The sequence below is a fragment of the Rhodanobacter sp. UC4437_H4 genome (assembly GCF_052978425.1).
This window is the reverse complement of sequence record NZ_CM129673.1, coordinates 2,044,379-2,068,767: the sequence shown is the minus strand read 5'-3', so window position 1 is coordinate 2,068,767 and position 24,389 is coordinate 2,044,379. Positions and strand designations below refer to the sequence as shown.

Sequence of the window (24,389 nt, the reverse complement as noted above, 5' to 3'; positions counted from 1 at the left end):
CCGGCGGCGGCTGGTGCGCGACGATGATCGAGTTCAGCCTCGGCAAACTGGTCCTGCTCGCGTTGATCGCCCTGATCGTGCTCGGCCCGGAGAAGTTGCCCGGTGCGGCGCGCACCGCCGGCGCGCTGATGCGCCGCGTGCGCCGCGGCTGGGACGACGTGCGCGCCGAGGTGGAGCGCGAATTGCAGGTCGAGGAGATCCGCCGCGCCGCGCGCGAGGCGGCGGCGCAGGCCGAAGCCGCGCAGCAGCAGGTCAAGGACGGCGTGGGCCAGGTGCGCGAACCGCTGGCGCAGATCGTCGGTGAAGTCACCGCAGCCGGCGAATCGCTGAACGAGCCGGTCGCCGCTCCCGCGGAGGAGCCCGCCGAACCCGGCCCGCAGGCCGAATTGCCACTGGGCGAGCCGACCACCGACCGACCCGCGGCCCCGACCCGCCAGGTGACCCATGGCGACCGCTGACACGCCCGAATCCGGGCCTGAGGGCGACCTGCAGCAGGGGCTGTTCTCCCATCTGCTCGAACTGCGCACGCGCCTGCTCAAGTCGCTGGCCGCGCTGGTGCTGGTGCTGCTGGCGCTGGTGCCGTTCGCCAACCGGCTCTATTCGCAACTGGCTGCGCCGCTGGTGGCGCGCCTGCCCGAAGGCGCGCACCTGATCGCCACCGGCGTCACCAGCCCGTTCATCACGCCGTTGAAGCTGGCCTTCTACCTGGCGCTGTTCATCAGCATGCCGGTGATCCTGTACCAGTTGTGGGCGTTCGTCAGCCCCGGCCTGTACAAGCACGAGAAACGCCTGGCGCGGCCGCTGCTGGTGGCGGCGATGGCGCTGTTCTATCTCGGCTGCGCGTTTGCCTATTTCCTGGTGCTGCCGGCGGCGTTCCGCTTCCTGGTGGCGGTCACGCCCAATGGCGTGGAGATGATGACCGACATCAGCCAGTACCTGGATTTCGTGATGCTGATGTTCTTCGCCTTCGGCCTGTGTTTCGAGGTGCCGGTGGCGGTGGTGGTGCTGGCGGCGATCGGCGTGGTGGATCTGGACAAGCTGCGCAGCGGCCGCCGCTACGCGATCGTGGGCGCCTTCGGCGTGGCCGCGGTGATCACGCCGCCGGACATCACCTCGATGCTGATGCTGGGCATCCCGATGTGCCTGCTGTACGAGGTGGGCGTGCTGGCGGTGCGCTGGCTGATCCCGCCGCGTTCGCCGGCACCGGACGCCGACTGAAGTCCGTCAGTACAGGTCGATCGGGTCGACGTCCAGCGACCAGCGCACCTTGCGTGCGGTCGGCAGTGCGCCCAGCGCCAGTTGCCACGGCCGCAACACGTTGCGCAAGCCCGCGCGGCTGGCCGATTCGATCAGCAACTGGCCGCGCTGGCGCCCGGCGCGCAGCGCCATCGGCGCCGGCATCGGGCCCGCGATCTGCAGCGCCGCGCCGGCGGGCAGCGCGGCATGGGCGGCGGCAAGGAACGCATCGACCGCCTCGCGCGCGGTCGCCTCGGCACGCAGCAGCACCTGGTGGCTGAAGGGTGGCAGCCCGGTCAGCCGGCGCTCGGCCAGCAGCTCGCGCGCCGTGGCCGCGTAGCCGTGGGCGAGCAGGTTGCGCAGCAGCGGGTGGTCGGGCTGGTGCGTCTGCAGCAGCACCTGCCCGGGCTTGCGCGCGCGGCCGGCGCGGCCGGCGACCTGCACCACCAGTTGCGCCAGCCGTTCCTCGGCGCGGAAATCCACGCTGTGCAGGCCCTCGTCCACGCCGACGATCGCGACCAAGGTGAGGTTGGGCAGGTCGTGGCCCTTGGCCAGCATCTGGGTGCCGACCAGGATCGCCGGCTGGGCGTCGTCCAGCGTCGCCAGCATCGTCTCGAGGGCATCCTTGCGCCGGGTGGTTTCGCGATCCACGCGCAGCACCGGCACTCCGGGGAAGTGCGCCAGCAGCGCTTCTTCCAGTCGTTCGGTGCCGTGGCCCTGGGCGGTCAGTTCAACGGCGCCGCAGGCCGGGCACGCCGTGGGCATGCGCTGGCGGCGGTCGCAGTGATGGCAAATCAGCTGGCGCCGCCCCGCGTGCAGGGTCAGCGGGCGCTGGCAGCTCGGGCATTCGGCGTGCCAGCCGCAGGCGTGGCACAGCAGCACCGGCGCATAGCCGCGGCGGTTGCGGAATACCAGCGCCTGCTCGCCGCGCGCGATCGTCTCGGCCACCGCACTCAGCAGCGCCGGCGACAAGCCGTGCTGCAGCCGCTGGGCGCGGATGTCGATGATCTGCACCTGCGGCGCCCGCACCGCGCCGGGTCGCGCGCGCAGGTGCAGCTGGCGGTAGCGGCCGGCCTCGGCGTTGGCCAACGACTCCAGTGACGGCGTGCCCGAGCCCAGCAGCACCGGGACGCCCAGCGCGCGGGCGCGCACCACGGCCAGGTCGCGGGCGTGGTAGCGAAAGCCTTCCTGCTGCTTGTAGGAGGCGTCGTGCTCCTCGTCGACGATGATCAGGCCGGCCTGCGGCAGCGGCGTGAAGATCGCCGAACGCGTGCCCAGGATCACCCGCGCGGTGCCGGCACGGGCACGCAGCCAGGCGCGCGCGCGGTCGCCTTCGGCGAGATTGGAGTGCAGCACCTCCACCGCCACGCCCAGCCGCTCGCGCAGGCGGCGCACGGTCTGCGGCGCCAGGCCGATCTCCGGCACCAGCAGTAGCGCCTGGCGGCCTTGCGCCAGCACCTGCTCGATCAGCGCCAAGTAGACCTCGGTCTTGCCGCTGCCGGTGACGCCATCGAGCAGGAACGGCTGGTACTGGCCGAGGCTGGCCCCGACGGCGGCCACCGCTTGCTGCTGCTCGTCGCTGAGGACGGGAGCCGTCGATGGGGGGGCACGCGGTTCGGTCGGCGGTCGGTCGCGGCGCTCGACCAGGTTGGCAGCGGCGAGGCGCCGGGCGGCCTCGCGCCAGCCGCTCTGGCGCTCGTTGAGCTCCTGCGCGCCGAGCGCGCCGTCAGCCAGCAGAGCCAGCAGGGCGCGGCTGCCGCCACGGCGACTGCCGGCCGCGAGCGCTTCGCGGCCGGTCGCGGTGAGCGCCCAGTATTCCTCGCCGATTGCCGGCAGCGGCCGGGCTTCGCGCAGCGCCAGCGGCAGCGCATTGGTGCAGACCTCGCCCGGCGCGCCCAGCCAGTAGTCGGTGGCCCAGGCCAGCGTCTGCAGCAGTTCGGCGTCGAGCAGGGGGTCGTCGTCCAGCGCCCGCAGCACCGGTTTGAGCCGGGGGCCGTCCAGCGTCGATTCGACACCGCTCTCCACCACCACGCCGACCAGCTTGTCGCGGCCGAACGGCACCAGCACCCGGCTGCCCGGGCGCGGCACATCCCCGGCGGGCGGCAGGTAGTCGAACAAGGTGGGCAGCGGCAGCGGCAGGGCGACGCGAAGAACGGTCGGCATGGGGACCTCGATGGCGTCCGCCAGTGTAACCGAGGGTGCTTTTCGGCCCGCCCCGCCGGCACCCGCAGCGACCCGTCGAGTTGCGTGCACTTGCTGGCCGAAGGTCGAGAAGTTCCGGGTAAGTCGCTATGGCTACGGTGTTTTCATGCTTATCCACAATCGCTGTGGATAACTCTGTGGATGCGGCGGGGAGCGCAGCCCGCGAAGCCCGTCGTGGCGCCTTCCGTGACGGCTTGGCGAGCTTTTCGTCATGAATAAAACCGGATTTTATTCAACGACTTGCAAAACGGGTTCGGTCACCGTTCACAGAATCGACAAATGCCCGTCACATCCTTGCCGGGCGTTGCGGTGCTGTGCAAAACCTCCCCGGGCGCTCATTCCGCCAAGCCCATCGCGGCGGCGCCGAGGATGGCGAACGCCAACAGCCAGCAGTAGCACCAGCCGACCACCAGATACTTCAGCACCGTCATCGGCCAGCCCTGCCGGTAGACGCGCTTCTGCATCACCAGCAGGTAGATCGGCGCCCAGATCCAGAGTGCGTTGATCAGCCAGCCCAGCGGCGTGGAAAGCCAGGGCGCGTGTGGCTCCAGCGCCACCGCCAGCAACTGGAACAGCACCCCCAGCAGCAGGCACAGGAACAGGAAGGCGTGGCTGTGCAGGGCCACGATGAGATGCTCGACGTACAGGCGGCGGCGGAACAGGTACATCACCTTCAGCAGCAGGGCGAACGCCGGCAGCATGAAGAACATCGTCCCCGGCAGGGCGGCGAGCACCTGGCCCAGCAGGCGTGCCTTGACGGCGGAATGATCGCCCGGACCGCGCATGGCGGCGAGGTTGTCGTGCATGCGCTGCAACGACCGGTTCATCCGCGTGTTGAGGAAATCGGGCAGCCAGCTCACGTGGACCGGGTATTTCTGCGCGTCCCAGGCCATGTCCAGCGGATTGTGCCGGGCCGCTTCGGAGGGCGCGCGCGGGGCAGGCAGCGCGGGCAGGTCGGCAACCGTCTGCGGCACCACCGCGGTGGTGTCGCCCAGCTCGATGCGCCGCTGCATCGCCTCGCGGGTCAGTTGCAGGCGCGCCTTGTCCAGTTGCTGCGCGGCCAGCGAACCGACCACCGGGATCTGCTCGGTCGGCGCGAACTGCTTGAGCTGCTTCTTCAGCAGGCGATCCACCTCGGCCGGGGTTTTCGCATCCTGGAAGCTCGCGCCGGCCACGGTCACCTTCATCGGCGTGTCCGCGGCGCCGCCGGTGTCCAGCGCCATCGGCAGCAGGAAGAATGCGGCCAGGCACAACAGGAACATGGTGCGGAACGGCGCCAGGTAGCGCACGCGGCGGCCGGCGAAGTACTCCAGGGTGAGGAAGCCCGGCCGCAGCAGGAGCGGCGGCAAGGTGTGCACCACGCGGCCGTCCCAGTTGGCCACCAGGTCGAGTGTGTCCTCCAGCATGCCGTGCACCGGCCGCAGCACGCTGCGTACCGATTGTCCGCAGGCGTGGCAGAACTCGCCCTGCAGCACGGCGCCGCAATTGGCGCAGTGGCTTTCGGTGGGCAAGGTGAGGGCTTGCGGCATCGGGGTCCCCGGGCAACGGCGCCGCCGATCTTCGCACAGGCGGGCCGCGTCGTACCCATGACCGATGGCTCGGGTAAAATGCGCGGCCCTGGAGTCAGATCGTGTCATGAATCCGTTTTGTCCCGAGCGTGCGCGCCTGCGGCATGAGGTGCGCGCCACCGTGCGCCTGGCGCTGCCGTTGATCGCCGCGCAGCTGGCGGCGGTCGGCAGCAACGTGATCGACGCGGTGCTGGCCGGCCACGTCAGCGCGCACGTGCTGGGCGCGGTGGCGGTGGGCGCCAGCATCTGGTCGCTGGCGATCGTCTGCGGCATCGGCATGATGATGGCGGTGCCGCCGTCGGTGGCGCAGCTGGACGGTGCCGGTCGGCGCCATGAGGTCGGCGCGGTGTTCCACCAGGCGCTGTGGCTGGCGCTGGGCATGGGCGCGCTGCTGTGGTTCGCGGTGCGCCATGCGGAGCCGCTGATCGAGCTGATCGGGGTGACGGCGAGCCTGCGCCACGACGTGCAGCGCTTCCTGCTGGCGATCAGCTGGGGCGCGCCGGCGCTGACTTGCTATTTCGCCTTGCGCGGCCTGTCCGAAGGCCTGTCGATGACGCGGCCGTCGATGTACTTCAGCCTCGGCGGGCTGGTGCTGCTGGTGCCGCTGGGCTATGTATTGATGTTTGGCAAGCTGGGCATCCCGCCGCAGGGCGCGCACGGCTGCGGCGTGGCCACCGCGATCGTGTTGTGGCTGGAGTTGCTGGCGTTCGGCATCTACGTGATCTTCCGGCGCAACTACCGCGGGCTGGGCCTGTTCGAGCGCTTCGAGTGGCCGGACCTGCACCGGATCGGCCAACTGGTGCATATCGGGGCACCGATGGCGGTGACGCTGCTGGCTGAGGCCGGATTGTTCGTGGCCACCGCGCTGATCATCGCCACCCTGGGCGAGGACGTGATCGCCAGCCACCAGGTGGCCATCAACATCGCCTCGCTGTTCTTCATGATCCCGCTGGGCCTGGCGATGGCAATCACCGTGCGGGTGGGCAACGCGGTGGGTCGCGGCGACGAGCAGGGGGTGCGCTACGCCGGCTTCTGCGGCATCGGCCTGACGCTCGGGACGCAACTGCTGTCGGCGGCGCTGATGCTGAGCCTGCCGCACTTCATCGCGTCGCTGTATACGCACGACAACCGGGTGATCGCGCTGGCCGCGCAGCTGATCATGCTGGCCGGACTGTTCCAGTTCTCCGATGGCGTCCAGGTCGCCGCCAACGGCGCGCTGCGCGGGTTGAAGGACACCCGCGTGCCGATGGCGATCACCTTGTTCTCGTACTGGGTGGTAGGCATGCCGGTGGGCTGGTGGCTGGCCTTCCACCACGGCATGGGCGCGCGCGGCATGTGGGTCGGCCTGATCGCGGGCCTGTCGGTGGCGGCGGTGATGCTGTTCGTGCGGTTCTGGCGCAGCGCGTGGAAGCAGCGCTGGCGGGCGGCTGCCATGACCGCCGTGGCCCGACCGGTTACGCTTGACGCCTGATCCCCGGGACCCTTTCCATGACTCCACCCCTGCCGCCCCCGTCCCGCCGCCGCAGCGCGCTGCAGCAACTGGGGCACGGTCTCAACGTGGTGCGGCTGATCATCATCAACGTGGTGTTCTTCGCGTTCCTGGCGATCGTGCTCATTCTGGTGGTGGCCGTCACCGCCGCCGACGAGCATGGCGTACTGCCGGGCAGCGTGCTGGTGCTCAAGCCGCAGGGGCAACTGGTCGAGCAATACAGCGCCGCGCCGCTGCAGCGGGCGATGTCGCGGCTCTCCGGCGAAGACGTCAGTCAGGTGCAACTGCGCGATCTGGTCGGCGCGATCGACGCCGCGGCGAAGGATGCGCGGATCAGCCGCATCCTGCTCTTGCCAGGCGATCTGGACAGCAGCGGCTTCGCGGCGTTGCGCGAGGTGGGCGCGGCGCTGGACCGTTTCCGTGCCGCCGGCAAGCCGGTGATCGCCTGGGGCGTCAATCTCGACCAGGGCCAGTATTACCTCGCTGCCCACGCCGACCGGGTGCTGCTCGACCCGCAGGGCGGCGTGATGCTCACCGGGCTGGCCAACTACCGCCTGTTCTACAAGGATCTGCTCGACAAGCTCGGCGTCGACGTGCACCTGTTCCGCGTCGGCGAGTTCAAGAGCGCGGCCGAACCGTACATCCTCGACCACGCCTCGGCCGAGGCGAAGCAGGCCGACAGCTACTGGATGGACGGCTTGTGGGACGGCTACCTCGACGAGGTGGCCGGCCTGCGCAAGATCGACCCGGCCGCGCTGCGCGACGACGTCGACAACCTGCCGCAGCACATCGCCAGCACCCAGGGCGATCTGGCCAAACTGGCGCTGGACCAGCATCTGATCGATGGCACCGCCACCCGCGCCGAGCTGATCGCGATGCTGCGCGGGCAAGGCGTGCCGGCCGGGGAGAAGCAGCGGGGCTTCCGCCAGGTCGATCTGGCGCGCTACGTCGACCACCGGCCGCGCGAGGGCAAGCTGCTCGCGCCCGGCGTGACGGTCGTGGTGGCCGAAGGCGAGATCGTCGGCGGCAAGCGCGCGCCGGGCACGATCGGCGGCGAGTCCACCGCCGCGCTGATCCGCGCCGCGCGCGAGGACCACCGCACCAAGGCATTGGTGCTGCGCGTGAATTCGCCCGGCGGCGAGGTCTACGCCGCCGAGGAAATTCGCCGCGAAGTGGCGCAGACCCGCGCGGCCGGCATCCCGGTGGTGGTGTCGATGGGCAACGTGGCGGCCAGCGGCGGCTACTGGATCTCGATGAACGCCAATCGCATCCTGGCCGAGCCGAACACCATCACCGGCTCGATCGGCATCTTCGGCATGTATTACACGGTGCCCGGCACGCTGGCCAAGCTCGGCATCCACAGCGACGGCGTCGCAACCGGCCCGATGGCCGGAGCCTTCGACATCACCCGCCCGCTCGATCCGAAGGTCGGCACGGTGATCCAGGCCGTCATCGACAAGGGCTACCGCGATTTCGTCGGCAAGGTCGCCGCGGCTCGGGGCAAGACGTACCAGGCCATCGACGCGATCGCGCAGGGCCGCGTGTGGACCGGCCGTCAGGCACTCGAGCGCGGCCTCGTCGACCGGCTCGGCGGGCTGCGCGACGCCGTGATCGAGGCCGCGACGCTGGCCAAGCTCGGCAAGGATTATCCGGTGCGCTACGAGGAGGCCCCGCTGGGCGGTTTCGAGCGCTTCCTGGTCAACCTCAACCACGAGGCCGCCACGCGCGTGTTGCAATCGTGGGGCGTGCGCCTGCCGCGCTGGTTCGCGCAATTGCCCGAGCTGGCGCCGGAGCTTGAGCTGCTGCGCCACGCCAAGGCCGGCACGCCGAACATCTACGCCGACTGCCTGTGCAGTCCGCGCTGAGGCGCGGCGTTACTGCTGTTGCGCCTCGATCTGCTTGCGCTGCTCCTCGGCGTGCTTGTCGACCAGTTTCTGCACGTCCTTCGCCCGCTGCTCGTCCGCCTTCAGCGCATCGAAGGGCGTGCTGGCGGCAGCGGCGGGCTTGGCCTCCGGCTCGGGCGGCTTGTTCGAACAGGCGGCCAGGGCCAGCACGCAAAGCAGGATCGGCAGCGGCTTCATTGAGCGGTTCTCGGCGAGATGACGCTGCGAGTGTCCCGCCGCGCGACGCGGCAGGCAAGCTGTTGCCGGCAGCCGCGCGCGAGCACGGACACGTTGCTAAGCTGGCGTCATGAACAGCCTCCCGTACAACCGCGCGGACGCGTGGCAACTGCGCGGGCATACCGCCCTGGTGACCGGCGCGAGCAAGGGCATCGGCCTGGCCACGGCGCGCGAACTGGCCGGCCACGGCGCCGACCTGCTGCTGGTGGCCCGCGACGAAGACTACCTGGAGCAGGTACGCGTCGAGCTGGCCGAGGACTTCCCCGCAGTGCAGGTGCTCGCCTGTGGCGCCGACCTGGCCGAGGCAGAGGAGCGCCTGGCGGTGTTCGACTGGATTGCCGACCTGGGCGTGCCGCTGTCGCTGCTGGTCAACAATGCCGGCGGCAACCAGAGCGCTGCCACCCTCGATTACAGCGACGAGGCCTGCCACGCGATCTTCGAGCAGAACCTGTTTTCCGCCTTCGCGATGTGCCGGCTGGCCCATCCGCACCTGGTCCAGCACGCCAATGCGGCGATCGTCAACGTCGGCTCGGTCTCGGCGGTCACCCATGTGCGCACCGGCTCGCCCTACGGCATGAGCAAGGCGGCGCTGCACCAGCTCACCCGCAACCTGGCGGCGGAGTGGGCGGTGGACGGCATCCGCGTCAACGCGGTCGCACCCTGGTACATCCGCACCCAGCGCTCGGAGCCCGCGCTGGCCGACCCGGATTACCTGGACGAGGTACTCGACCGCACGCCGCTGCGACGCATCGGCGAGCCCGAGGAGGTCGCCGCCGCGATCGCCTTCCTGTGCCTGCCGGCCGCCGGCTACGTCACCGGCCAGGTGCTGGCGGTGGATGGCGGGTTTCTCTCGTACGGGTTCTGAGCCGCGGAGCGCGGCGGCGGCCTCAGAACTCCGCTTCGTGCTCCTCGGCCACCAGGCCCAGGGTGACCGCGCCTTCGCCGACATTCACCATGCCGGTGATGCTCATCGGGGCTTCCATCAGTTCGACGCCGCTTTCTTCGCACGCCGCGCGCAGCTCGGCGTACCCGGGAAACTGGTCCAGCACGGCCAGGTCCCCGCCGTAGCTGACGCAGACCAACGGCACCAGCAGGCCGGCCCTGACCCGCTTGGCGGCGTAGCCGAACAGGGCTTCGGCGCCCTGCTCGAAGCCGCGCACCTTGCCTACCGGGCCGGTCTCGCCGCGGAAGCAGCGCAGGATCGGCTTGATGTCCAGTGCCGAACCCAGCATCGCGGTGAACAGGCTGACGCTGCGATCGTTCTTCTTCTTGGCACGCGCGCGAATGTAATAAAGGTCGCGCGGCAGCATGTAGCCGTAGGTGTGGTTGGCGAGATCCAGCAACCGCTCGCGGATCGCCGCGGGTGCGGCGCCGGCGGCGATCATGCGGGTGGCCGCGTACACCACCGGTGCGGCGCCGGCGAAGATGTTGCGGGTGTCGATCACGCGCATCATGAACGGTCCGGCCACCCCGGCCTGCTCGCGGACCTGGCGGTAGTTTTTCAGGATGGCGAAGCTCGCCTTGTTGACGTTGTCGTTGATCGGGCTGCGCGTGGCGGTGATGGTCAGGCAGAACACGCAATCCTGTTCCAGCACCAGCTTGCCCAGGAACAACTGCTGCACGTCCTCCACCGGGCAAGGCTCGGTCTCTGCCGAATGGCTGCGGCTGCCCAGCCGGCGAGCGATGAATCGCTGCAGTTCGCCGGGCTTGCGATCGTCCATGAACGTTTCGCCGTCGATCTTCACCGTGATCGGCATGACGGCGATGTTGTTCCGTTCCAGGAAGGACTGCGACAGGTCGCAGGCCGCGTCGATTGCCAAGCCCATCCGCATCATGTCGCCCCCGCCATGAGTGACCATCAGAACATAGCACGTAGCCTGCCACACCAAGGCCGTCAGCGGAGCACGTGCGACCTTTTTGCGGTACGGCTGGTCGGGCGGTGGCGCGTCCTGCCCCTGCTTCTCGCGGCGGCCCGATGCTGTATTGCAGCATCGGGCCGCCGCGCCGCTTTTCACGGCCGAAATGCCGAAGCGGCCGCGCCAGACGGTTCAACAAAGGCTGAATGACGACGCTTCGCCAAGTGTATGATGTCGGTTCACATAGCGTTATTTGCCTGTTAGTATCGGCGCGGATCGGGAGCTCATGGGTCCGAAATCCATCGGTCTGAGAACAGGTCGGGTTGTACTTCTGGGCTGAGCGGTGCAGGCCCATGACAAAAATCAATTCGGAGGGTGTCGTAATGAAACTTGGGGTCAAGAAACTTTCTTCGGCAGTTCGCCTGGCGCTTTCGCTGGGTGCTGTCATTGCGGTCGGTGCTTCCGGCACGGCCTTCGCCCAGGACACGGGCAACCAGGATGCGGCCAACCAGCCCAGCACCCAGAAGGCACAGACGCTGCAGACGGTGGTGGTCACCGGCTCCAACATCCGCCGTGTCGACCTGGAGACCTCGAATCCGGTCGTGATCATGGACGCGCAGCAGATCAAGGCCACTGGCGCCCTGACCGTGGGCGATCTGGTGCAGGAACTGCCCTCCGTCACCGGCGGCGTGGTCAATCCGCAGGTCAACAACGCCGGCGGCACCGGCGGCTCCTCGATCGGCCTGCGCGGCCTGGGTTCGCAGCGCACCCTGATCCTTGTCGACGGCCGTCGCGTCGTCAACACCGACCCCAACACGATTCCGGTCGACATGATCGAGCGCGTTGAAGTGCTGACCGACGGCGCGTCCGCCATCTACGGCTCCGACGCAATCGCCGGCGTGGTCAACTTCGTGCTCAAGAAGGACTACCAGGGCGCGCAGTTCTCGGCGACCTACGGTGAATCCGATCGCAACGACGGCAAGTCCACCGGCTACTCCTTCACGTTCGGTCAGACCGGCGACAAGGGCAGCATCATGGGTGGCATCGACTACAACAAGACCGATGGCGTGGAGGCTTCGAACCGCGACTTCTCGAAGAACTCGGTCTCGATCACCGGCAGCCCGAACAGCGCGATCTACTCGTACATCGGCGGTTCCAGCTTCCCGGCCTACGGCAACATCCAGTTGCCGGCCGCGCTGCAGGCCCAGTACGGCTGCAAGAACGTGGCGCTGAATCCGGGTGCCAGCGGTCAGAACGTCAATACCGACTATCACTGCTTCGGCAACGACGACAAGTACAACTACGCGACCGTCAACCTGATCCAGACCCCGCAGGAGCGCACCAGCGGCTTCATCAAGGGCACCTACAACCTGGGCGACCACGTCCAGGCCTACCTCTCCGCGTACCACAACAAGACGACTTCCGGCTTCCAGCTGGCGCCGTCGCTGTTCGGTGTCATCTACGGTGGCTACATCTCCAAGGACAGCTACTACAACCCGTTCGGCGTGGACTTCAACCCGGATGGCAATGACTTCCGCCTGCGCCTGGTATCGGCCGGCAACCGCTCGGCCAACTTCGGTCTGACCACCGACCAGGTGGCGACGGGCCTGCAGGGCGATTTCGACGTCTTCGGCCAGAACTGGACCTGGAATGCCGGCTACAACTACGGCCACCTGTCCTCGAACACGATCACCCGCGGCCTGCCCAACGTGGACCTGATGAACAAGGACCTCGGTCCGTCGTTCATGGACACCGACGGCGTGGTGAAGTGCGGTACGCCGGGCAACATCATCGCCGGCTGCACCCCGTTCAACCCGTTCAACCAGTTCGATCCGAACTCGGTCGCCGTGCTGCAGAAGATCGCCTCGCCGGCCATCAACAACCAGATCGACATCCAGAAGACCTACTCGGCCAACCTCACCGGCGGTCTGTTCGACCTGCCGGCCGGCACCGTGCAGCTCGCCTTCGGTGCGTCGTATCGCAAGGAGTACACCCACAGCACGGTCGACCCGGTGCTGCTGCTCGACCCGGAGACCGGCAACTGCACCTTGGGCAGCCAGTGCAGCTCGCCCCTCCAGGGTGGCTACAACGTGAAGGAAGGCTACGGCGAGCTGTTCATCCCGGTGCTCAGCAACCTGCCGGGCATCCAGGCGCTGAACGTCACCATCGGTGACCGCTACTCCAAGTACAGCACCTTCGGCAGCACCAACAACTTCAAGTTCGCGCTGGAATACAAGCCGATCCAGGACCTGCTGCTGCGTGGCACCGTGTCCGACGTCTTCCGTGCCCCGACCACGTCGGATGTGTTCGGAGCTCCGCTCAGCGACGCACCGAAGCTCAGCAACGATCCCTGCGACGGCATCACCACCGCCGGCAACCCGGCTTGCGTGGGCGTGCCGACCGACGGCACCTTCGTCGACCGCGACGTCGCCCTGGGCCAGCAGAGCAAGGGCATTGCCGCCGGTTCGCAGTACTTCAACTTCCCGCTCGGTCCGGAGCAGGGTCGCTCGTTCGACTTCGGCGCGGTCTACTCGCCGAGCTGGGCTCCGGGCCTGTCGATGAGCGCGGACTACTGGCGCCTGTACCTGACCGACACGATCACCTCGATCGGTGCCCAGACGGTGCTTGACCAGTGCTATGCCGGCAACACCAAGTTCTGCCCGCTGATCACGCGCAAGCCGCTGAACTCCAACGACCCGGGCCAGATCATCCAGATCGGCGAGCCGACCGGTAACCTGGGCCGTACCGACGCCAGCGGCGTGGACTTCTCGGTGCGCTACAAGCTGCCGCAGTTCAGCTTCGGCAACTTCGTGGTGGGCGTGGACGGCACCTACCTGACCCGTTACGACCAGCAGACGGCGCCGGGTTCGGACGCCAACGTCGTCTATCATGACGCCGGCTACTTCGGCTTCTACGGTTCGCCCGAGTCGGCTTCGTGCCCGAGCGGCGGTGGCGTTTGCCTGTTCCCGCGCTGGCGCGGCAAGGGCTTCGTGAACTGGAACCTGGGCAACTGGGATGCGTCCTGGCGCATGCGCTACATCGGCGGGTTCCAGATGGGCCGGGCGGCTCCGAGCTACACCGCGTCGCCGATCCCGAGCTATCCCAACTACGTGATGAAGTTCGGTTCGACGATCTACAGCGACGTGTCGATCGGCTACAACATCGAGCCGCTCAACACCCGCGTGTCGTTCGGCGTGAACAACGTCGCCGACAAGCAGCCGCCGTTCCTGTACGCGAACAACACGCTCAACGCCAACACCGATCCCAGCGACTTCGACCTGCAGGGTCGCTACTTCTGGGGCCGCGTGGAAGTGAAGTTCTGATCGTTCGCGTCGGCTTCGGCTGACATGTTGCAACGAGCCGCGCAGGGGTTCCTGCGCGGCTCTTTTTTTGGTGCCATCGTGACCAACCAAGACATCATCGCTGCTCTGCAAACCGGCCGTCCGGACGTCGCCGAAGCGTTGTGCCGCCAGGCGCTGGCGCAAGGCGGAGACGACCCTGACACCTTGTTCCTGCTGGCTCTCGCGCTATCGCATCAGAACAGGCGGGCCGACGCCCTGCCGGTCTACGCCCGGCTGGTGGAGCTGTGCCCCGGGGACGCGGTCCACTGGGGCAACTACGCCACCGTGCTGCGCCAGGACGGACAGCTGGCCGAGGCGGCGCGTGCCGTCGACATGGCGCTGCGGCTGGCGCCGGACAATGCGGAGCAATGGATCAACCGCGGTCTGCTGCAGTTCCACGACCGGGACTTCCTGGCGGCGCGGGACTCCCTGCTCAAGGCCACGGTGCTGGCGCCGGACTCGGTCGCGGCACGCATCCATGCCGCGCGCGCCTGCGCGGTCTGCCGCGATTACCGGGCCGACCAGCTCACCGAGCACTGGCGTGAGTGGATGCCCCTGGACGACGAGCTGCAGGCCCAACTGGCGGATCTCAAACTGGTCATGGGCGATGCCAACGCGTCGCGGGTGCTGCTGGAAGACCTTTGCGCCCGCTCCACGCCCTCACTGGGCGCGCGGTTGCTGCTGGCGGCGGTCTACGAGCGGGTCAACCAGCTCGACCGCTCGCGCGCCGTGATGCAGGAGATCAGCGCTCAGGCCGGGAAGCTCGACGACGCCCAGCGACGCGACCTTGCCCATCTGTCCGCCGCACTGGAGGCGCGCAGCGGCAATCATGCCGGCGCGCGCGAGCTGCTGGAGCAGACCGGTCCGCGCCACGACTACGATTTCGCGCACTATTTCGCGCTCGCCGAGGCTTGCGACAAGCTCGGTGACGTCGAGGCCACCCTGGCTGCGCTGGCCGAGGCGCATGCCCTTCAGGTAGAGGAGCTGAAGCAGGCGGTGCCGGCGCGATTCGAACCCGGCGCACCACTTCTGCCGGCTGCCGTCGCCCGCGTGACGCGGGAGGATTACGAGCGCTGGCCACACCTGTCCGCCCCGGAATCGAAGGACTCGCCCGTATTCATCGTCGGCTTCCCGCGCTCCGGCACCACCCTGCTCGAGCAGATGCTGGATGCCCATCCGACCTTGCAGTCGATGGACGAGCGGCCGTTCTTCAACCTGCTCGCCGACCAACTCGCGGACCATGGCCTGCACATGCCCGCCGATATCGCCCGGCTCGACCAGCATGCCTGCGACGAACTGCGCAAGGGCTACGTCTCCATGGTGTGCTCGAAGATCGCCCGGCGCTGGGACAGTCGCCTGGTCGACAAGAACCCGTTGAACATGCTGTGGCTGCCGATGATCCACCGCCTGTTCCCGCAAGCACGGTTCATCCTGGCCCTGCGCCATCCCTGCGACGTGCTGATCAGCAACTACATGCAGAACTATCGTGCCAGCGTGCTGGCGGCGGCCGGTGCCTCACTTGAGCGCCTGGCACAGGCCTACGTCGAGGCGATGCAGTCGTGGCTCCACCACGTCGAGGTTTTCCAGCCTTCGGTGCTGGTCTCGCGCTACGAGGACCTGGTGACCGATCCGGCGGCGCAGACGCAACGCATCGGTGATTTCCTTGGCCTGGACGATGCCTCGCCGCTGCTCGATTTCGACAGGCACGCGCGGCAGAAGGGCTACATCGCCACGCCCAGCTATACGCAGGTGATCCAGCCGGTCAACCGCAAGGGTCTGGGCCGCTGGCTGCGCTACGGCGAGGCGCTGGCGCCGGCCCAGGCGATCCTGCGGCCCATGCTCGACCACTGGGGCTACACGACGGAAGGCGGTCACTGAGCCGCATCCGCGGTCCGCGAAAAGAAGCACGCCCGTGGCTTTCGATCGCAGGTCCGGCGCGTGCACGCTCTTGCCCGCCCGAATCAGGCGCGCTGGCCTCGCGGCGGATGCCGTGCCGTTTCGGTGCAGGCTCAGTCCTCGGCGATCTGCATGAGCTCGGGCAGGAACGGCGCGTAACAGCGCCACCGATCGACCGAGTGCGTGTGGACCGGCTGGCGCGCCTGCCACAGGCTGGCGGTGCTGATCGCGTGATCGTCGTCGGTGCGTGCGACCCGGGATGGCGGCAAGCCGAGCCATTGCGTCAGCCCGTCCAGGCATGTCGTCGGGTCCGCCGTCAGCTCCTCGTAGCGGATCGTTCGCACGGCGTGCGGGTAGCGTGCCTGCCAGCCGGCCATCAATTGACGCGCGCCGCGGATGTAGGCCGCGATGTCGGCGAAGTCGCAGGAGAAATCCAGGCTGCGGTCGTGGAATGACTGCATCCACAGCGACAGCGCGATGTCGCGCGCGCGACGCTGGCACTGGATGATCCTCGCGTTCGGGAACAAGGAAAGAATCAGGTCGACATGCAGGAAGTTGCGCGGCTGCTTGTCGATGAACCAGCGCGCCGCGGGCGCATCGTCCTGGCGCAGCTGTGCGGCGTATGTCGCTGCGGCGTCAGCCAGTCGTTGCCGATAATCCCCGCCCTCCGTGCCGTCGATCCGTTCGGCCAGCGCGGGCAGCCACGGCGATTCGCCGCGATGGCAGACCAGCGCATGCTCCGCCAGCTGTCGCGCCACCAGGGTGGTACCCGAACGCGGTACTCCGACGATGAACACGGGCGTCCAGCCCGGCTCGGGCTCAAGGGTGACCGCGGGCAGCCGACGCTTGCGCCGAACTTCGATGCTCCGCGCCCACCGCTTGCGCGACCAGTGCGCCTTGGCCGCGGCGCGGGCGTTGGCATCGCGCAGGAAGTGCGCTGCCTGGGCGTACTCGCCGATGTCGTCATGGGCCTTGCCCAGCGCAAACAGCAGCGACGTGCGGGCGTCGTCGTTCAACGGCGCGGCCAGGTAGCGGCGAAACAGGGCAAAGTCAGGATGACCGGCATCGGCATAGCGTTGCAGCCCCGCCAGCCCCTGCGGCACGTGCCAGTCGGGAGCCTGCGGGCTGTTGGCCGCCACGAAGGCATAGCGCTCGCGCGCCACGTCGAAGCGGCCCAGTTGCGCCTGCAGCATGCCGGCGTAGGCATGCAGCCGCGGATCGGCATTACCGGCCGCGATCTCCACCTCGGCAAGGTCCGCCGCATCGTGCTTGCGCCCGCAGTCGTCCAGCAACTCGATGGCCTGGATGCGCTGTTCGAGGTCGCCCCCGGACGCAGGGAACGCACCGCGCATCACGTCGGCGACTGCGCGCATGCGGCCCTGGCCCTTCAGCAGCCGCGCCAGCATGAAACTGCTGGCCAACTGCGCCGAGGGTTCCGCCAGCAGCGCCCGCAGCAGCTCTTCGGCGGCGCGGGCGTCGCCACGCTGGAGCAGCAGGCCCGCCTGCGCCTGACGCAATGCAGTGGAGCGGGGATGGGCCTGCAGTGCATGCTGCAGCATGTTCCACGTGCAGTGGTCGCGTTCCAGCATCAGGCGCTGGATCAGCGCCAGCCACTCGGCGTCGGTGGCGTCAGTCCAGGCCTGGAGCAGCAGCTTGCCGTCGTCCGGCGTCGATGCGGCCCGCCGCAGATGTTCGGTCAAGGCCTGTTCGCGCCGGGCGGCGACTGAACCGGGCTTGTCGGTCGCGCTCATCCCGGCTCAGTGGACCGCGGACTTCCACGGCGCCAATCCGAGCGCCCGGCGCAGCGGATCGAGCAGCTCGGCGTAAGCCGCGGTGTGCGCGGTGTCGCGCCGCAGCGGCTGACGCACCTGGCTGGCGCTGGGCGAGCGCACCTCGCGGCTGCTTTCGTGGAAGCGTTCGCAAGCCTCCTCGTAGGGCAGGTCGCAGAAATCCAGCAGCGCGCGGATATGCTGCGGCGGATCGGCCTGCAGATCCTCGTGGCGGAACTCCAGCACGTGCTGCGGATGCAGCCGCTGCCAATGCGTGAGGCTGCGATCGAAATCGCCCCAGAAGCTGGCCAGATCGTCGAAGTCGCGGGTGTACTCGTTGTTCTCCAGGCGTTGCCGGTAGCACGAGAAGCAGGTCTCGAGCGGATCGCGCCGACAGCCGATGATGCGTGCCTGCGGCAGCATGGCGCGGATCGCGCCGGCATAGATCCAGTTGCTGGGGAGCTTGTCGGTGAACATCGGACGATGGCGCCGCCAGTGTGCGGTCCGCTCGAGGTAACGCTGGCCCAGTCGCTGCCAGTCGGCCGGCTGCATGGCTTTCACCCACTGCGGGAAAGGTTGTCCGCGCCGACGCGATTCCTCGGCCAGCACCTGCGGGAGGTCGGACAGCTCGCCGGCGCCCTCCACCCGGGAATGCGAGGCGAGGATCTGCTCGACCAGGGTGGAGCCGGAGCGCGGCAGGCCGACGATGAAGATCACCTCCCTTCCCAGCTCGCCGGGCGCGCCTTCGGGTGGCGGGTCGAACGCCTGGTTGAGCGCCGTCACGCTGGCGGAGAACGCGCCGCGATCCCAGTGCCGGCGGCGTCGCGCCAGGTTGTTGGCCTGCTCGATGGCCCGCAGGGCGGCTGCCGGGTGACCATGATCGTGCAGCGCGGCGGCCAGCGCGAAGCCGGTCGCGATCAGGTCGTCGTCGCTGTTGCGCCGGTCCTGCAGCGTCGCCTGCATGCTGGCGATGTCTTCCTCGCTGAACTGGCCGCTGCGCAGGTCGGCCAGGCCCCACCATGCCATGCCCGCGCCGGGGTTCTCGGCCAGCACGCGCCGATACTCGGCCGCGGCCTCGTCAGCACGACCCTGCATGCGCAGGATGTCGGCAAGCAGCGCACGTGCCTGCATGTGGCGTGGTTCCAGCTCTACGGCGCGTTGCAGCGCCGCGGTGGCCTCGTCGTTGCGCACCGAGCGCGTCAGCATCACGCCCAGGTTGTACCAGGCCATGCCCAGCGTCGGCTGCAGCTCGCAGCTGCGCCGCAGCGATTCGATTGCCGCGTCGTAATCGCCCGCCTGGCCTTGCAGGCTGCCCAGCGTGTTGTGGTAGACCGGGTCGTCGGGCCGCATCGCCATGGCGTCGCGCATGACGGCGATGGCGTCGCGGTGCTGACCGCGCATGCCGAGGATGCCGGCGTGCATGCGCAGGATTTCCGGATGGTGCGCCTCGCTGCGCTCGATGCCCGCCAATTGCTGCATCGCCTCCTCCACGCGTCCCGCGTCGAGCGACTCGCCCGCCGCGACGACGCGGCGGGCGGTGGTCGGGGTAAGTCCATCCAGCCGTGTTGCCATGCTTTCTCCACGATCCGGTTTGGGTGAGCCGTGGCCGAAGGCGCGTCCGGCGCAGTCCGGCTGCCACCATCGAGCGGCAATGAACGCGTATTATGCCCGTTTGGCTCCCGCCCGTGCTGGCGCACGGCAGCACTCCAAGGCACTGTTCCATGGACATGACCCACCCGCTGACTCCCGAAGCCTGCCGCCGCGCCGCCCACGAGCGGTTGCAACGGCGTGACCCGGAAACGGCCGAGCAGTTCTTCCGTCACCTGCTGGAACTGCTGCCGCACGATGTCGAGGCGCTCAGTTTCCTGGCCAGCCGCCATTACGCGCGCGGCGAGCTGGTTCCGGCGAGGGATCTGTCATTGCACGCTGTCGCGCGGGAACCGGAGCGGGTCGACCTGTTGCAGCTGCTGGGGGCAGTGCAACTGGCCAATGGCGATTTCGGCGACGCCGCCGGCACGCTGCAGCGCAGCCTGCAACTGGCGCCGCAGGCATTTGTCGCGCGGCTGCAGCTCGGCGTGGCGCAGGAACAGCTCGGGCGCGCACACGATGCGCTGGTGACCTGGTACACCGCCATCCGCACGGCGCAGAACCAGGGCCGCTGGACGAACGACCAGACCACCGCACCGGCCGTGCGCGAGCTGGTGAAGTACGCCATCAACTACGTGAACCGCGAACGTCGCCGCTTGTTCAGCGAGGTGCTGGAGCCTCTGCGCGATCGTTACGGCGCGTCGGAGCTGACCCGCGTCGAGCAAAGCCTTTCGATCTATCTTGGCGAGCAGCCGGCGAACATCCCCGACGCCCGCCAGCAGCCGAAATTCCTCTACTTCGCCGGCGTGCCGAGCCAGCCCTACTACGAGCGCTCGCGTTTCCCTTGGCTGGAAGCGCTCGAGCAGGCAACCGACGATATCCGGGGCGAACTGGAAGAGCAGCTGGGCGCAGCGCGCGATCTCGAACCCTTCCTGGGCACGTCCGCCGGGGCGGCGACGGGCGAGATGCTGAAGTCGTGGGGCAAGGACGAGGCGGCGTGGGACGCGTACTTCTTCTATCGCCACGGCAAGCGCTACGACGACCATTGCGCGGCCTGCCCGATCACCGCCGGCATCCTCGACCGGTTGCCGCTGGTCCGCATCCGCGACCACGCGCCGGAGACGCTGTTCTCGGTGCTGCGGCCTGGCACGCACATCCTGCCGCATCGCGGGGTCACCAACACCCGGCTGGTCACCCATCTGCCGCTGATCGTGCCGGACCATTGCGCCATCAACGTCGGTGGCCAGGAGCATGTCTGGCAGCCCGGCAAGTGCGTGACGTTCGACGACACCTTCCTCCACGAGGCGTGGAACCGCAGCGGCGAAACCCGCGTGGTGCTGATCCTGGACAGCTGGAACCCCGACCTGAGCGAGGCCGAGCGGGCCGCGGTGACCGACCTGGTCGAGGCGATCAGCGATTTCAACGACGCCACCGCCCCGCCCGCGCAAGCCTGATGGGGTCCGGCCGCCCGGGCCGGCGCAGAGCCGGCCGGGTGGGCGAAGGCGTGCTTACTTCGCGCCGGGGAAGGTCAGGCTGAGTCCCTCGCCCTGCACGGTGGAAACCCAGTCGATGACGATGCCGCGCGCGCGCTGGGCGCTGGCGGGGTCGAAATGCACTTCCAGTCCGTTGGACTGCGTCACCACGTCATGTTCGCCGGCCGGTGCCAGCTGGAAGCCGGCGCCGTGATCCGGGCCGATTTCCAGGTGCAGGACCATGCCTTGCGCATTGGCCGTGCCCTGGCGGATCGCCTCGGCGGCGGCATCGGTGATGGTGATTTCCGGCGGAGTGCGATCCGGTGCCGGCATGCCGAACACCGCATGCAGTTCGCCGCTGCGGTACATCTGGCTGATGATGTCGGCGCCGCCGATCAGCTCGCCGCCGACGTACAGCTGCGGGATCGTGGGCCACTCGCCGTAGAGCTTGATGCCCTCGCGGATCTCCGGGTCGTCCAGCACATTGACCGTGTGGTACTCCGGCAGCAGCTCGTTGAGCGTGTTGGTCGCGGCGGCGGAGAAACCGCACATCGGCTGGTGGCGGTCGCCTTTCATGAACAGCACCACGCGGTGCTCCTTGAGCAGGCCTTCGATGCGTTCGCGGGTGGTGTTGTCCAGTGACATGCAGGGCTCCTAGGAAAGGGGCAAATGATACGCCGTGGAGATGACGGCGGGCAGCGAAGCTTTCAAGGTTGCCGCGACAACGCCGCACGCGCGGCTGGCGCGATCGCGTCTGCCCACAGCGCATATTGCTCCGCCGACGGATGCAGGCCGTCCGCGGCGACCAGCTCGGGATGCCGGCGCGAGATCGGGGTGATGTCGACGAAGCGGACGCCGCGGCTTGCCGCCAGGCCGCGGGCACACGCGTTGAAATCGTCCAGTTCGCGGGCGGTCCGCGCCGCATCGCGGCCTTGTTCGCGGGCAAAGGGGGTGACGCCCCAGTCGGGAATGGAGACCACCAGCACCCGCGCGGCGCGCCCGCCGGCCAGCGCGATGGCGCGTTCGAGCAAGGCGGCGAACTGCGCCGCGTATTCATCGAGGCTGCGGCCGCGATACTGGTTGTTGACGCCGATCTGCAGGGTGACCAGATCGTAGGGCGGCGCCAGCGCGGCCTGATCCATGCCTCGTGCCAGCTCGTCGGTGGTCCAGCCGGTGACGGCCACGAGGCATGGCTCGTCGACCGCCACGCCGCCGCGGCGCAGCTGCTGCGCCAGCACCGCGGGCCAGCACGCGTTCGCGGCCACGGCTTCGCCGACGGTGTAGGAATCGCCGAGCGCGAGGTGACGCAGCGGCGAGCGGGATGCGGGCACCGGCAAGCCTCAGGCCGCGACGACGGCGTTGTCCGCCTGTTCGCGCGCCATCCGCTGCAGCACCTGCTCGATCCGCACGAACACCTCGTGCAGCTGCGCGGGCGGCGGCAGCAGGGTCAGCCGGAAGTGGCGGCTGCGCGACACGTTGAAGCTGCTGCCGGGCACCACCAGCACCGACTCCTCTTCGAGCAGGCGCAGGGCGAAGGATTCGTCGTCGAACTGCGGGATGCGTTCGGCGCGCACCGCGGGGAACGCATACAACGCGCCGGCCGGCGCCACCAGGTCGAGGTGTTCGCTGGCGACGACTCCCTGCAGCACCGCCGCGCGCGCCTCGTGCAGGCGCCCGCCCGGCGCGGTCAGGGCGCCGATCGTCGGCGCGTCCTGCAAGGCGGGCGGCACCGCCCACTGCGCGGTCACGTTGGCGCACAGGCGCAATGCGGCCAGCAGTTGCAGCGCGTCGCGATACACCGACGTTCCCGCGGGCGCGCCGGACAGGCTCATCCAGCCGACCCGATAGCCGCAGGCGCGATGCACCTTGCTGAGCCCGCCGAAGCTCAGGCAGGGCAGTTCGCCGGCGACTTCCGCCAGTGGCTGGAAGTGCGCGCCGTCGTAGAGGATCTCGTCGTAGATTTCATCGGCGAGCAGCAACAGGCCGTGCCGCGCTGCGACTTCGGCCAGCCGCTGCAGCAGCTCGCGCGGATAGACCGCGCCGGTCGGGTTGTTGGGGTTGATGAGTACCAGCGCGCGGGTGCGCGGGGTGACCAGCGCCTCCACCTCGTCCGGGTCGGGCAGGTGGCCGCGGCTGGCCGGGCAGCGGTAGTACTGCGGCCGTCCGCCGTTGAGGATGGTGGCCGCGCTCCACAGCGGGTAGTCCGGGCTCGGCAGCAGCACCTCGTCGCCGGGCTGCAGCAGAGCCCGCAAAGCCAGGTCGATCAGTTCGCTGACCCCATTGCCGATGAAGATGCGCTCGGGCTGCACGTGCCGCGCTCCGCGGCTGCGTTGCTGCGCGGCGATCGCCTCGCGCGCCGCTTCCAGTCCCTGCTCGTGGCCGTAGGCGTCGCTCTCGTGCAGGTGGCTGGCGATCGCCTCGCGCAGGTGCGCCGGCGCCTCGAAGCCGTAGCGGCCGGGGTTGCCGATATTCAGCTTGATGATGTCGCGTCCGGCGGATTCCAGCTCGCGGGCACGGCGGGTCAGCGCACCGCGGATCTCGTAGCGCACGTCTGCCAGGTGCGCACTGGGGATGATCGGAGCCAACGCCTGGGTTCCTTTGCGGGTGGGAAACGGCGCGAACGCCGGCGACGTGGATGCTAGCAGCGTGATGCAGTGCAGCGCGAGCCGATCGGCGGGCGCGACGCTGGCCATCGTCGGGCCGTGGCCGGGCAGGGCATAATCGCCCCACCATGCCAGGCAAGCCTCGCCATGAGTGATGTCGAAACGATCGAGCGGCTGCGGCATATCGGCTGGCGCGGCGACCGCCTGCCGGCCGGCGGCCTGCGCCTGGCGCGGGTGGTGGCGCAGCATCGCGCCGGTTATGAACTGCACGATGGCCACGCACTGTTCGGCGCGCAGCCGGACGGCCGCTTCCTCAAGCGCGGCATCGACCCCGCCGAGCGACCGGTGGTGGGCGATTTCGTGGAGGTGGCCGACGGCACGCCGCCGCACATCGTCAGCGTGGGAGCGCGCCGCAGCATGTTGTCGCGCGCCGCCGCGGGCGAGCGCTACGAGCGCCAGCTGATCGCCACCAATGTCGACTACGTGCTGGTGCTGACCGGGCTGGACGGCGACTTCAACCCCGCCCGCATCGAGCGCTACCTGTCGCTGACCGAAGGCTCCGGCGCGCAGCCGGTGGTGCTGCTGAGCAAGCTGGACAAGCACGAGGATGCGGCGGCGAAGGTCGCCGCGCTGCGCGCGCGCCTGCCGCAGGACACGCCGATCCATGCGCTCAACTGCAAGGACCCCGCCAGCGCGCAGGAGCTGGCGCGCTACCTGCAGCCGGGTGACAGCGCGGTGCTGGTGGGCTCCTCCGGCGCCGGCAAATCGACGTTGACGAATACCTTGTTCGGCACCGCGACCATGGCCACCGCCGCCGTGCGCAGCCACGACAGCCGCGGTCGCCACACCACCACCCACCGCGCGCTGCTGCAGTTGCCCTCGGGCGGTTGCCTGATCGACACCCCCGGCATGCGCGAGCTGAAACTGACCGGCGAGGAGCAGCTCGACCTGTTCGCCGACATCGAGGCGCTCGCCGAGCAGTGCCGCTTCGCCGATTGCGGCCACGGCAGCGAGCCCGGTTGCGCGGTGCAGGTGGCGCTGGACACCGGCGAGCTGAGCGCCGAGCGCTGGCGCAGTTATCTCAAGCTGCACGACGAGCGGGAGGAACAGGCTGCCACCCTCGAAGCGCGATTGCGCCGTCAGCGCGGCGGCCGCCCGCTGGAGCCGCCGCGCGGCCACCGCGTCAAGCGCGAGCGGGAGTAGTTCGATGGCGCGCGGGGGCAGCCCGGGAAGAATTCGCGCCGACGGTG

Annotated in this window: 17 protein-coding genes and 1 pseudogene; 9 read left to right on the top strand and 9 right to left on the bottom strand. The window is 68.9% G+C overall.

All coding sequences use genetic code 11. The features are described 5' to 3' along the window. Positions 1-23 precede the first annotated feature (23 nt). Positions 24-458, top strand: coding sequence for a Sec-independent protein translocase protein TatB (gene tatB / locus ACVCL3_RS09615; protein ID WP_447101110.1), 435 nt, complete (start codon positions 24-26; stop codon positions 456-458). Further along, positions 445-1,218 (top strand): twin-arginine translocase subunit TatC, encoded by a 774-nt coding sequence (tatC, locus tag ACVCL3_RS09610; protein ID WP_395121072.1) that lies wholly within the window; start codon positions 445-447, stop codon positions 1,216-1,218. The genes tatB and tatC overlap by 14 nt, the downstream gene beginning before the upstream one ends. A 6-nt stretch (positions 1,219-1,224) precedes the next feature. Here tatC and ACVCL3_RS09605 read toward each other — a convergent pair whose 3' ends face one another. Both ACVCL3_RS09605 and ACVCL3_RS09600 read right to left on the bottom strand, forming a co-directional pair. Further along, positions 1,225-3,399: a primosomal protein N' gene (locus ACVCL3_RS09605; protein WP_447097467.1), complete on the bottom strand. Its 2,175-nt coding sequence runs from the start codon at positions 3,397-3,399 to the stop codon at positions 1,225-1,227. Between the two features lie 374 nt (positions 3,400-3,773). After that, positions 3,774-4,967: a DUF3667 domain-containing protein gene (locus ACVCL3_RS09600; protein ID WP_447097466.1), complete on the bottom strand. Its 1,194-nt coding sequence runs from the start codon at positions 4,965-4,967 to the stop codon at positions 3,774-3,776. Positions 4,968-5,073: 106 nt separating this feature from the next. Here ACVCL3_RS09600 and ACVCL3_RS09595 point away from each other — a divergent pair, with 106 nt between their 5' ends. Together ACVCL3_RS09595 and sppA are read left to right on the top strand one after the other, a co-directional pair. Beyond that, positions 5,074-6,477, top strand: a complete 1,404-nt coding sequence (locus tag ACVCL3_RS09595; RefSeq protein ID WP_447101109.1) for an MATE family efflux transporter — start codon at positions 5,074-5,076, stop codon at positions 6,475-6,477. Between the two features lie 17 nt (positions 6,478-6,494). After that, positions 6,495-8,360 carry a signal peptide peptidase SppA gene (gene sppA / locus ACVCL3_RS09590; RefSeq protein ID WP_447101108.1) on the top strand — a complete coding sequence of 622 codons (1,866 nt, stop codon included), beginning with the start codon at positions 6,495-6,497 and terminating at the stop codon, positions 8,358-8,360. Positions 8,361-8,369: 9 nt separating this feature from the next. On the opposite strand, the gene ACVCL3_RS09585 is transcribed toward sppA, so the two are convergent. Next, positions 8,370-8,576: a hypothetical protein gene (locus ACVCL3_RS09585; protein ID WP_395121077.1), complete on the bottom strand. Its 207-nt coding sequence runs from the start codon at positions 8,574-8,576 to the stop codon at positions 8,370-8,372. 109 nt (positions 8,577-8,685) lie between these two features. On the opposite strand from ACVCL3_RS09585, the gene ACVCL3_RS09580 reads away from it, so the two are divergent. Beyond that, positions 8,686-9,480: an SDR family oxidoreductase gene (locus ACVCL3_RS09580; RefSeq protein WP_447101107.1), complete on the top strand. Its 795-nt coding sequence runs from the start codon at positions 8,686-8,688 to the stop codon at positions 9,478-9,480. Between the two features lie 22 nt (positions 9,481-9,502). On the opposite strand, the gene ACVCL3_RS09575 is transcribed toward ACVCL3_RS09580, so the two are convergent. Beyond that, positions 9,503-10,447 carry a DegV family protein gene (locus ACVCL3_RS09575; protein ID WP_447101515.1) on the bottom strand — a complete coding sequence of 315 codons (945 nt, stop codon included), beginning with the start codon at positions 10,445-10,447 and terminating at the stop codon, positions 9,503-9,505. A gap of 407 nt (positions 10,448-10,854) precedes the next feature. Here ACVCL3_RS09575 and ACVCL3_RS09570 point away from each other — a divergent pair, with 407 nt between their 5' ends. Further along, positions 10,855-13,794 carry a TonB-dependent receptor plug domain-containing protein gene (locus ACVCL3_RS09570; RefSeq protein WP_447101106.1) on the top strand — a complete coding sequence of 980 codons (2,940 nt, stop codon included), beginning with the start codon at positions 10,855-10,857 and terminating at the stop codon, positions 13,792-13,794. 24 nt (positions 13,795-13,818) lie between these two features. Then, positions 13,819-15,690: a sulfotransferase gene (locus tag ACVCL3_RS09565; protein WP_447101105.1), complete on the top strand. Its 1,872-nt coding sequence runs from the start codon at positions 13,819-13,821 to the stop codon at positions 15,688-15,690. Positions 15,691-15,821: 131 nt separating this feature from the next. Here the strand turns inward: ACVCL3_RS09565 and ACVCL3_RS09560 are convergent, their stop codons facing one another. Together ACVCL3_RS09560 and ACVCL3_RS09555 are read right to left on the bottom strand one after the other, a co-directional pair. Then, on the bottom strand, positions 15,822-17,459 hold the full coding sequence (locus ACVCL3_RS09560) for a tetratricopeptide repeat-containing sulfotransferase family protein (RefSeq protein WP_447101104.1): 1,638 nt from the start codon (positions 17,457-17,459) through the stop codon (positions 15,822-15,824). A gap of 6 nt (positions 17,460-17,465) precedes the next feature. After that, positions 17,466-19,049 carry a tetratricopeptide repeat-containing sulfotransferase family protein gene (locus ACVCL3_RS09555; RefSeq protein ID WP_447101103.1) on the bottom strand — a complete coding sequence of 528 codons (1,584 nt, stop codon included), beginning with the start codon at positions 19,047-19,049 and terminating at the stop codon, positions 17,466-17,468. Between the two features lie 149 nt (positions 19,050-19,198). Here ACVCL3_RS09555 and ACVCL3_RS09550 point away from each other — a divergent pair, with 149 nt between their 5' ends. Continuing rightward, positions 19,199-20,518 carry an aspartyl/asparaginyl beta-hydroxylase domain-containing protein gene (locus ACVCL3_RS09550; RefSeq protein WP_447101102.1) on the top strand — a complete coding sequence of 440 codons (1,320 nt, stop codon included), beginning with the start codon at positions 19,199-19,201 and terminating at the stop codon, positions 20,516-20,518. Positions 20,519-20,578: 60 nt separating this feature from the next. Here the strand turns inward: ACVCL3_RS09550 and grxD are convergent. The 3 genes and pseudogenes from grxD to ACVCL3_RS09535 form a co-directional block, all read right to left on the bottom strand. Beyond that, positions 20,579-21,181: pseudogene (gene grxD, locus ACVCL3_RS09545) on the bottom strand (Grx4 family monothiol glutaredoxin); the annotation flags it as partial. A gap of 62 nt (positions 21,182-21,243) precedes the next feature. Further along, the gene (locus ACVCL3_RS09540; RefSeq protein WP_447101101.1) at positions 21,244-21,867 is read right to left on the bottom strand and encodes an SGNH/GDSL hydrolase family protein; all 624 of its coding nucleotides are present in this window, start codon (positions 21,865-21,867) and stop codon (positions 21,244-21,246) included. Positions 21,868-21,876: 9 nt separating this feature from the next. Beyond that, complete coding sequence (locus ACVCL3_RS09535) at positions 21,877-23,121, bottom strand: aminotransferase class I/II-fold pyridoxal phosphate-dependent enzyme (protein ID WP_447097457.1); 1,245 nt, start codon at positions 23,119-23,121, stop codon at positions 21,877-21,879. Between the two features lie 165 nt (positions 23,122-23,286). Between ACVCL3_RS09535 and rsgA the strand changes: the two genes are divergently transcribed. Next, positions 23,287-24,342 (top strand): ribosome small subunit-dependent GTPase A, encoded by a 1,056-nt coding sequence (gene rsgA / locus ACVCL3_RS09530; protein WP_447097456.1) that lies wholly within the window; start codon positions 23,287-23,289, stop codon positions 24,340-24,342. The last annotated feature ends 47 nt before the right edge of the window (positions 24,343-24,389 follow it).

Bases quoted from the DNA above. Each gene is read 5' to 3' on its own strand.
- tatB (WP_447101110.1), top strand. From the start codon at position 24: ATGATCGAGTTCAGCCTCGGCAAACTGGTCCTGCTCGCGTTGATCGCC.
- tatC (WP_395121072.1), top strand. From the start codon at position 445: ATGGCGACCGCTGACACGCCCGAATCCGGGCCTGAGGGCGACCTGCAG.
- ACVCL3_RS09605 (WP_447097467.1), bottom strand. From the start codon at position 3,399: ATGCCGACCGTTCTTCGCGTCGCCCTGCCGCTGCCGCTGCCCACCTTG.
- ACVCL3_RS09600 (WP_447097466.1), bottom strand. From the start codon at position 4,967: ATGCCGCAAGCCCTCACCTTGCCCACCGAAAGCCACTGCGCCAATTGC.
- ACVCL3_RS09595 (WP_447101109.1), top strand. From the start codon at position 5,074: ATGAATCCGTTTTGTCCCGAGCGTGCGCGCCTGCGGCATGAGGTGCGC.
- sppA (WP_447101108.1), top strand. From the start codon at position 6,495: ATGACTCCACCCCTGCCGCCCCCGTCCCGCCGCCGCAGCGCGCTGCAG.
- ACVCL3_RS09585 (WP_395121077.1), bottom strand. From the start codon at position 8,576: ATGAAGCCGCTGCCGATCCTGCTTTGCGTGCTGGCCCTGGCCGCCTGT.
- ACVCL3_RS09580 (WP_447101107.1), top strand. From the start codon at position 8,686: ATGAACAGCCTCCCGTACAACCGCGCGGACGCGTGGCAACTGCGCGGG.
- ACVCL3_RS09575 (WP_447101515.1), bottom strand. From the start codon at position 10,447: ATGCGGATGGGCTTGGCAATCGACGCGGCCTGCGACCTGTCGCAGTCC.
- ACVCL3_RS09570 (WP_447101106.1), top strand. From the start codon at position 10,855: ATGAAACTTGGGGTCAAGAAACTTTCTTCGGCAGTTCGCCTGGCGCTT.
- ACVCL3_RS09565 (WP_447101105.1), top strand. From the start codon at position 13,819: ATGTTGCAACGAGCCGCGCAGGGGTTCCTGCGCGGCTCTTTTTTTGGT.
- ACVCL3_RS09560 (WP_447101104.1), bottom strand. From the start codon at position 17,459: ATGAGCGCGACCGACAAGCCCGGTTCAGTCGCCGCCCGGCGCGAACAG.
- ACVCL3_RS09555 (WP_447101103.1), bottom strand. From the start codon at position 19,049: ATGGCAACACGGCTGGATGGACTTACCCCGACCACCGCCCGCCGCGTC.
- ACVCL3_RS09550 (WP_447101102.1), top strand. From the start codon at position 19,199: ATGGACATGACCCACCCGCTGACTCCCGAAGCCTGCCGCCGCGCCGCC.
- rsgA (WP_447097456.1), top strand. From the start codon at position 23,287: ATGAGTGATGTCGAAACGATCGAGCGGCTGCGGCATATCGGCTGGCGC.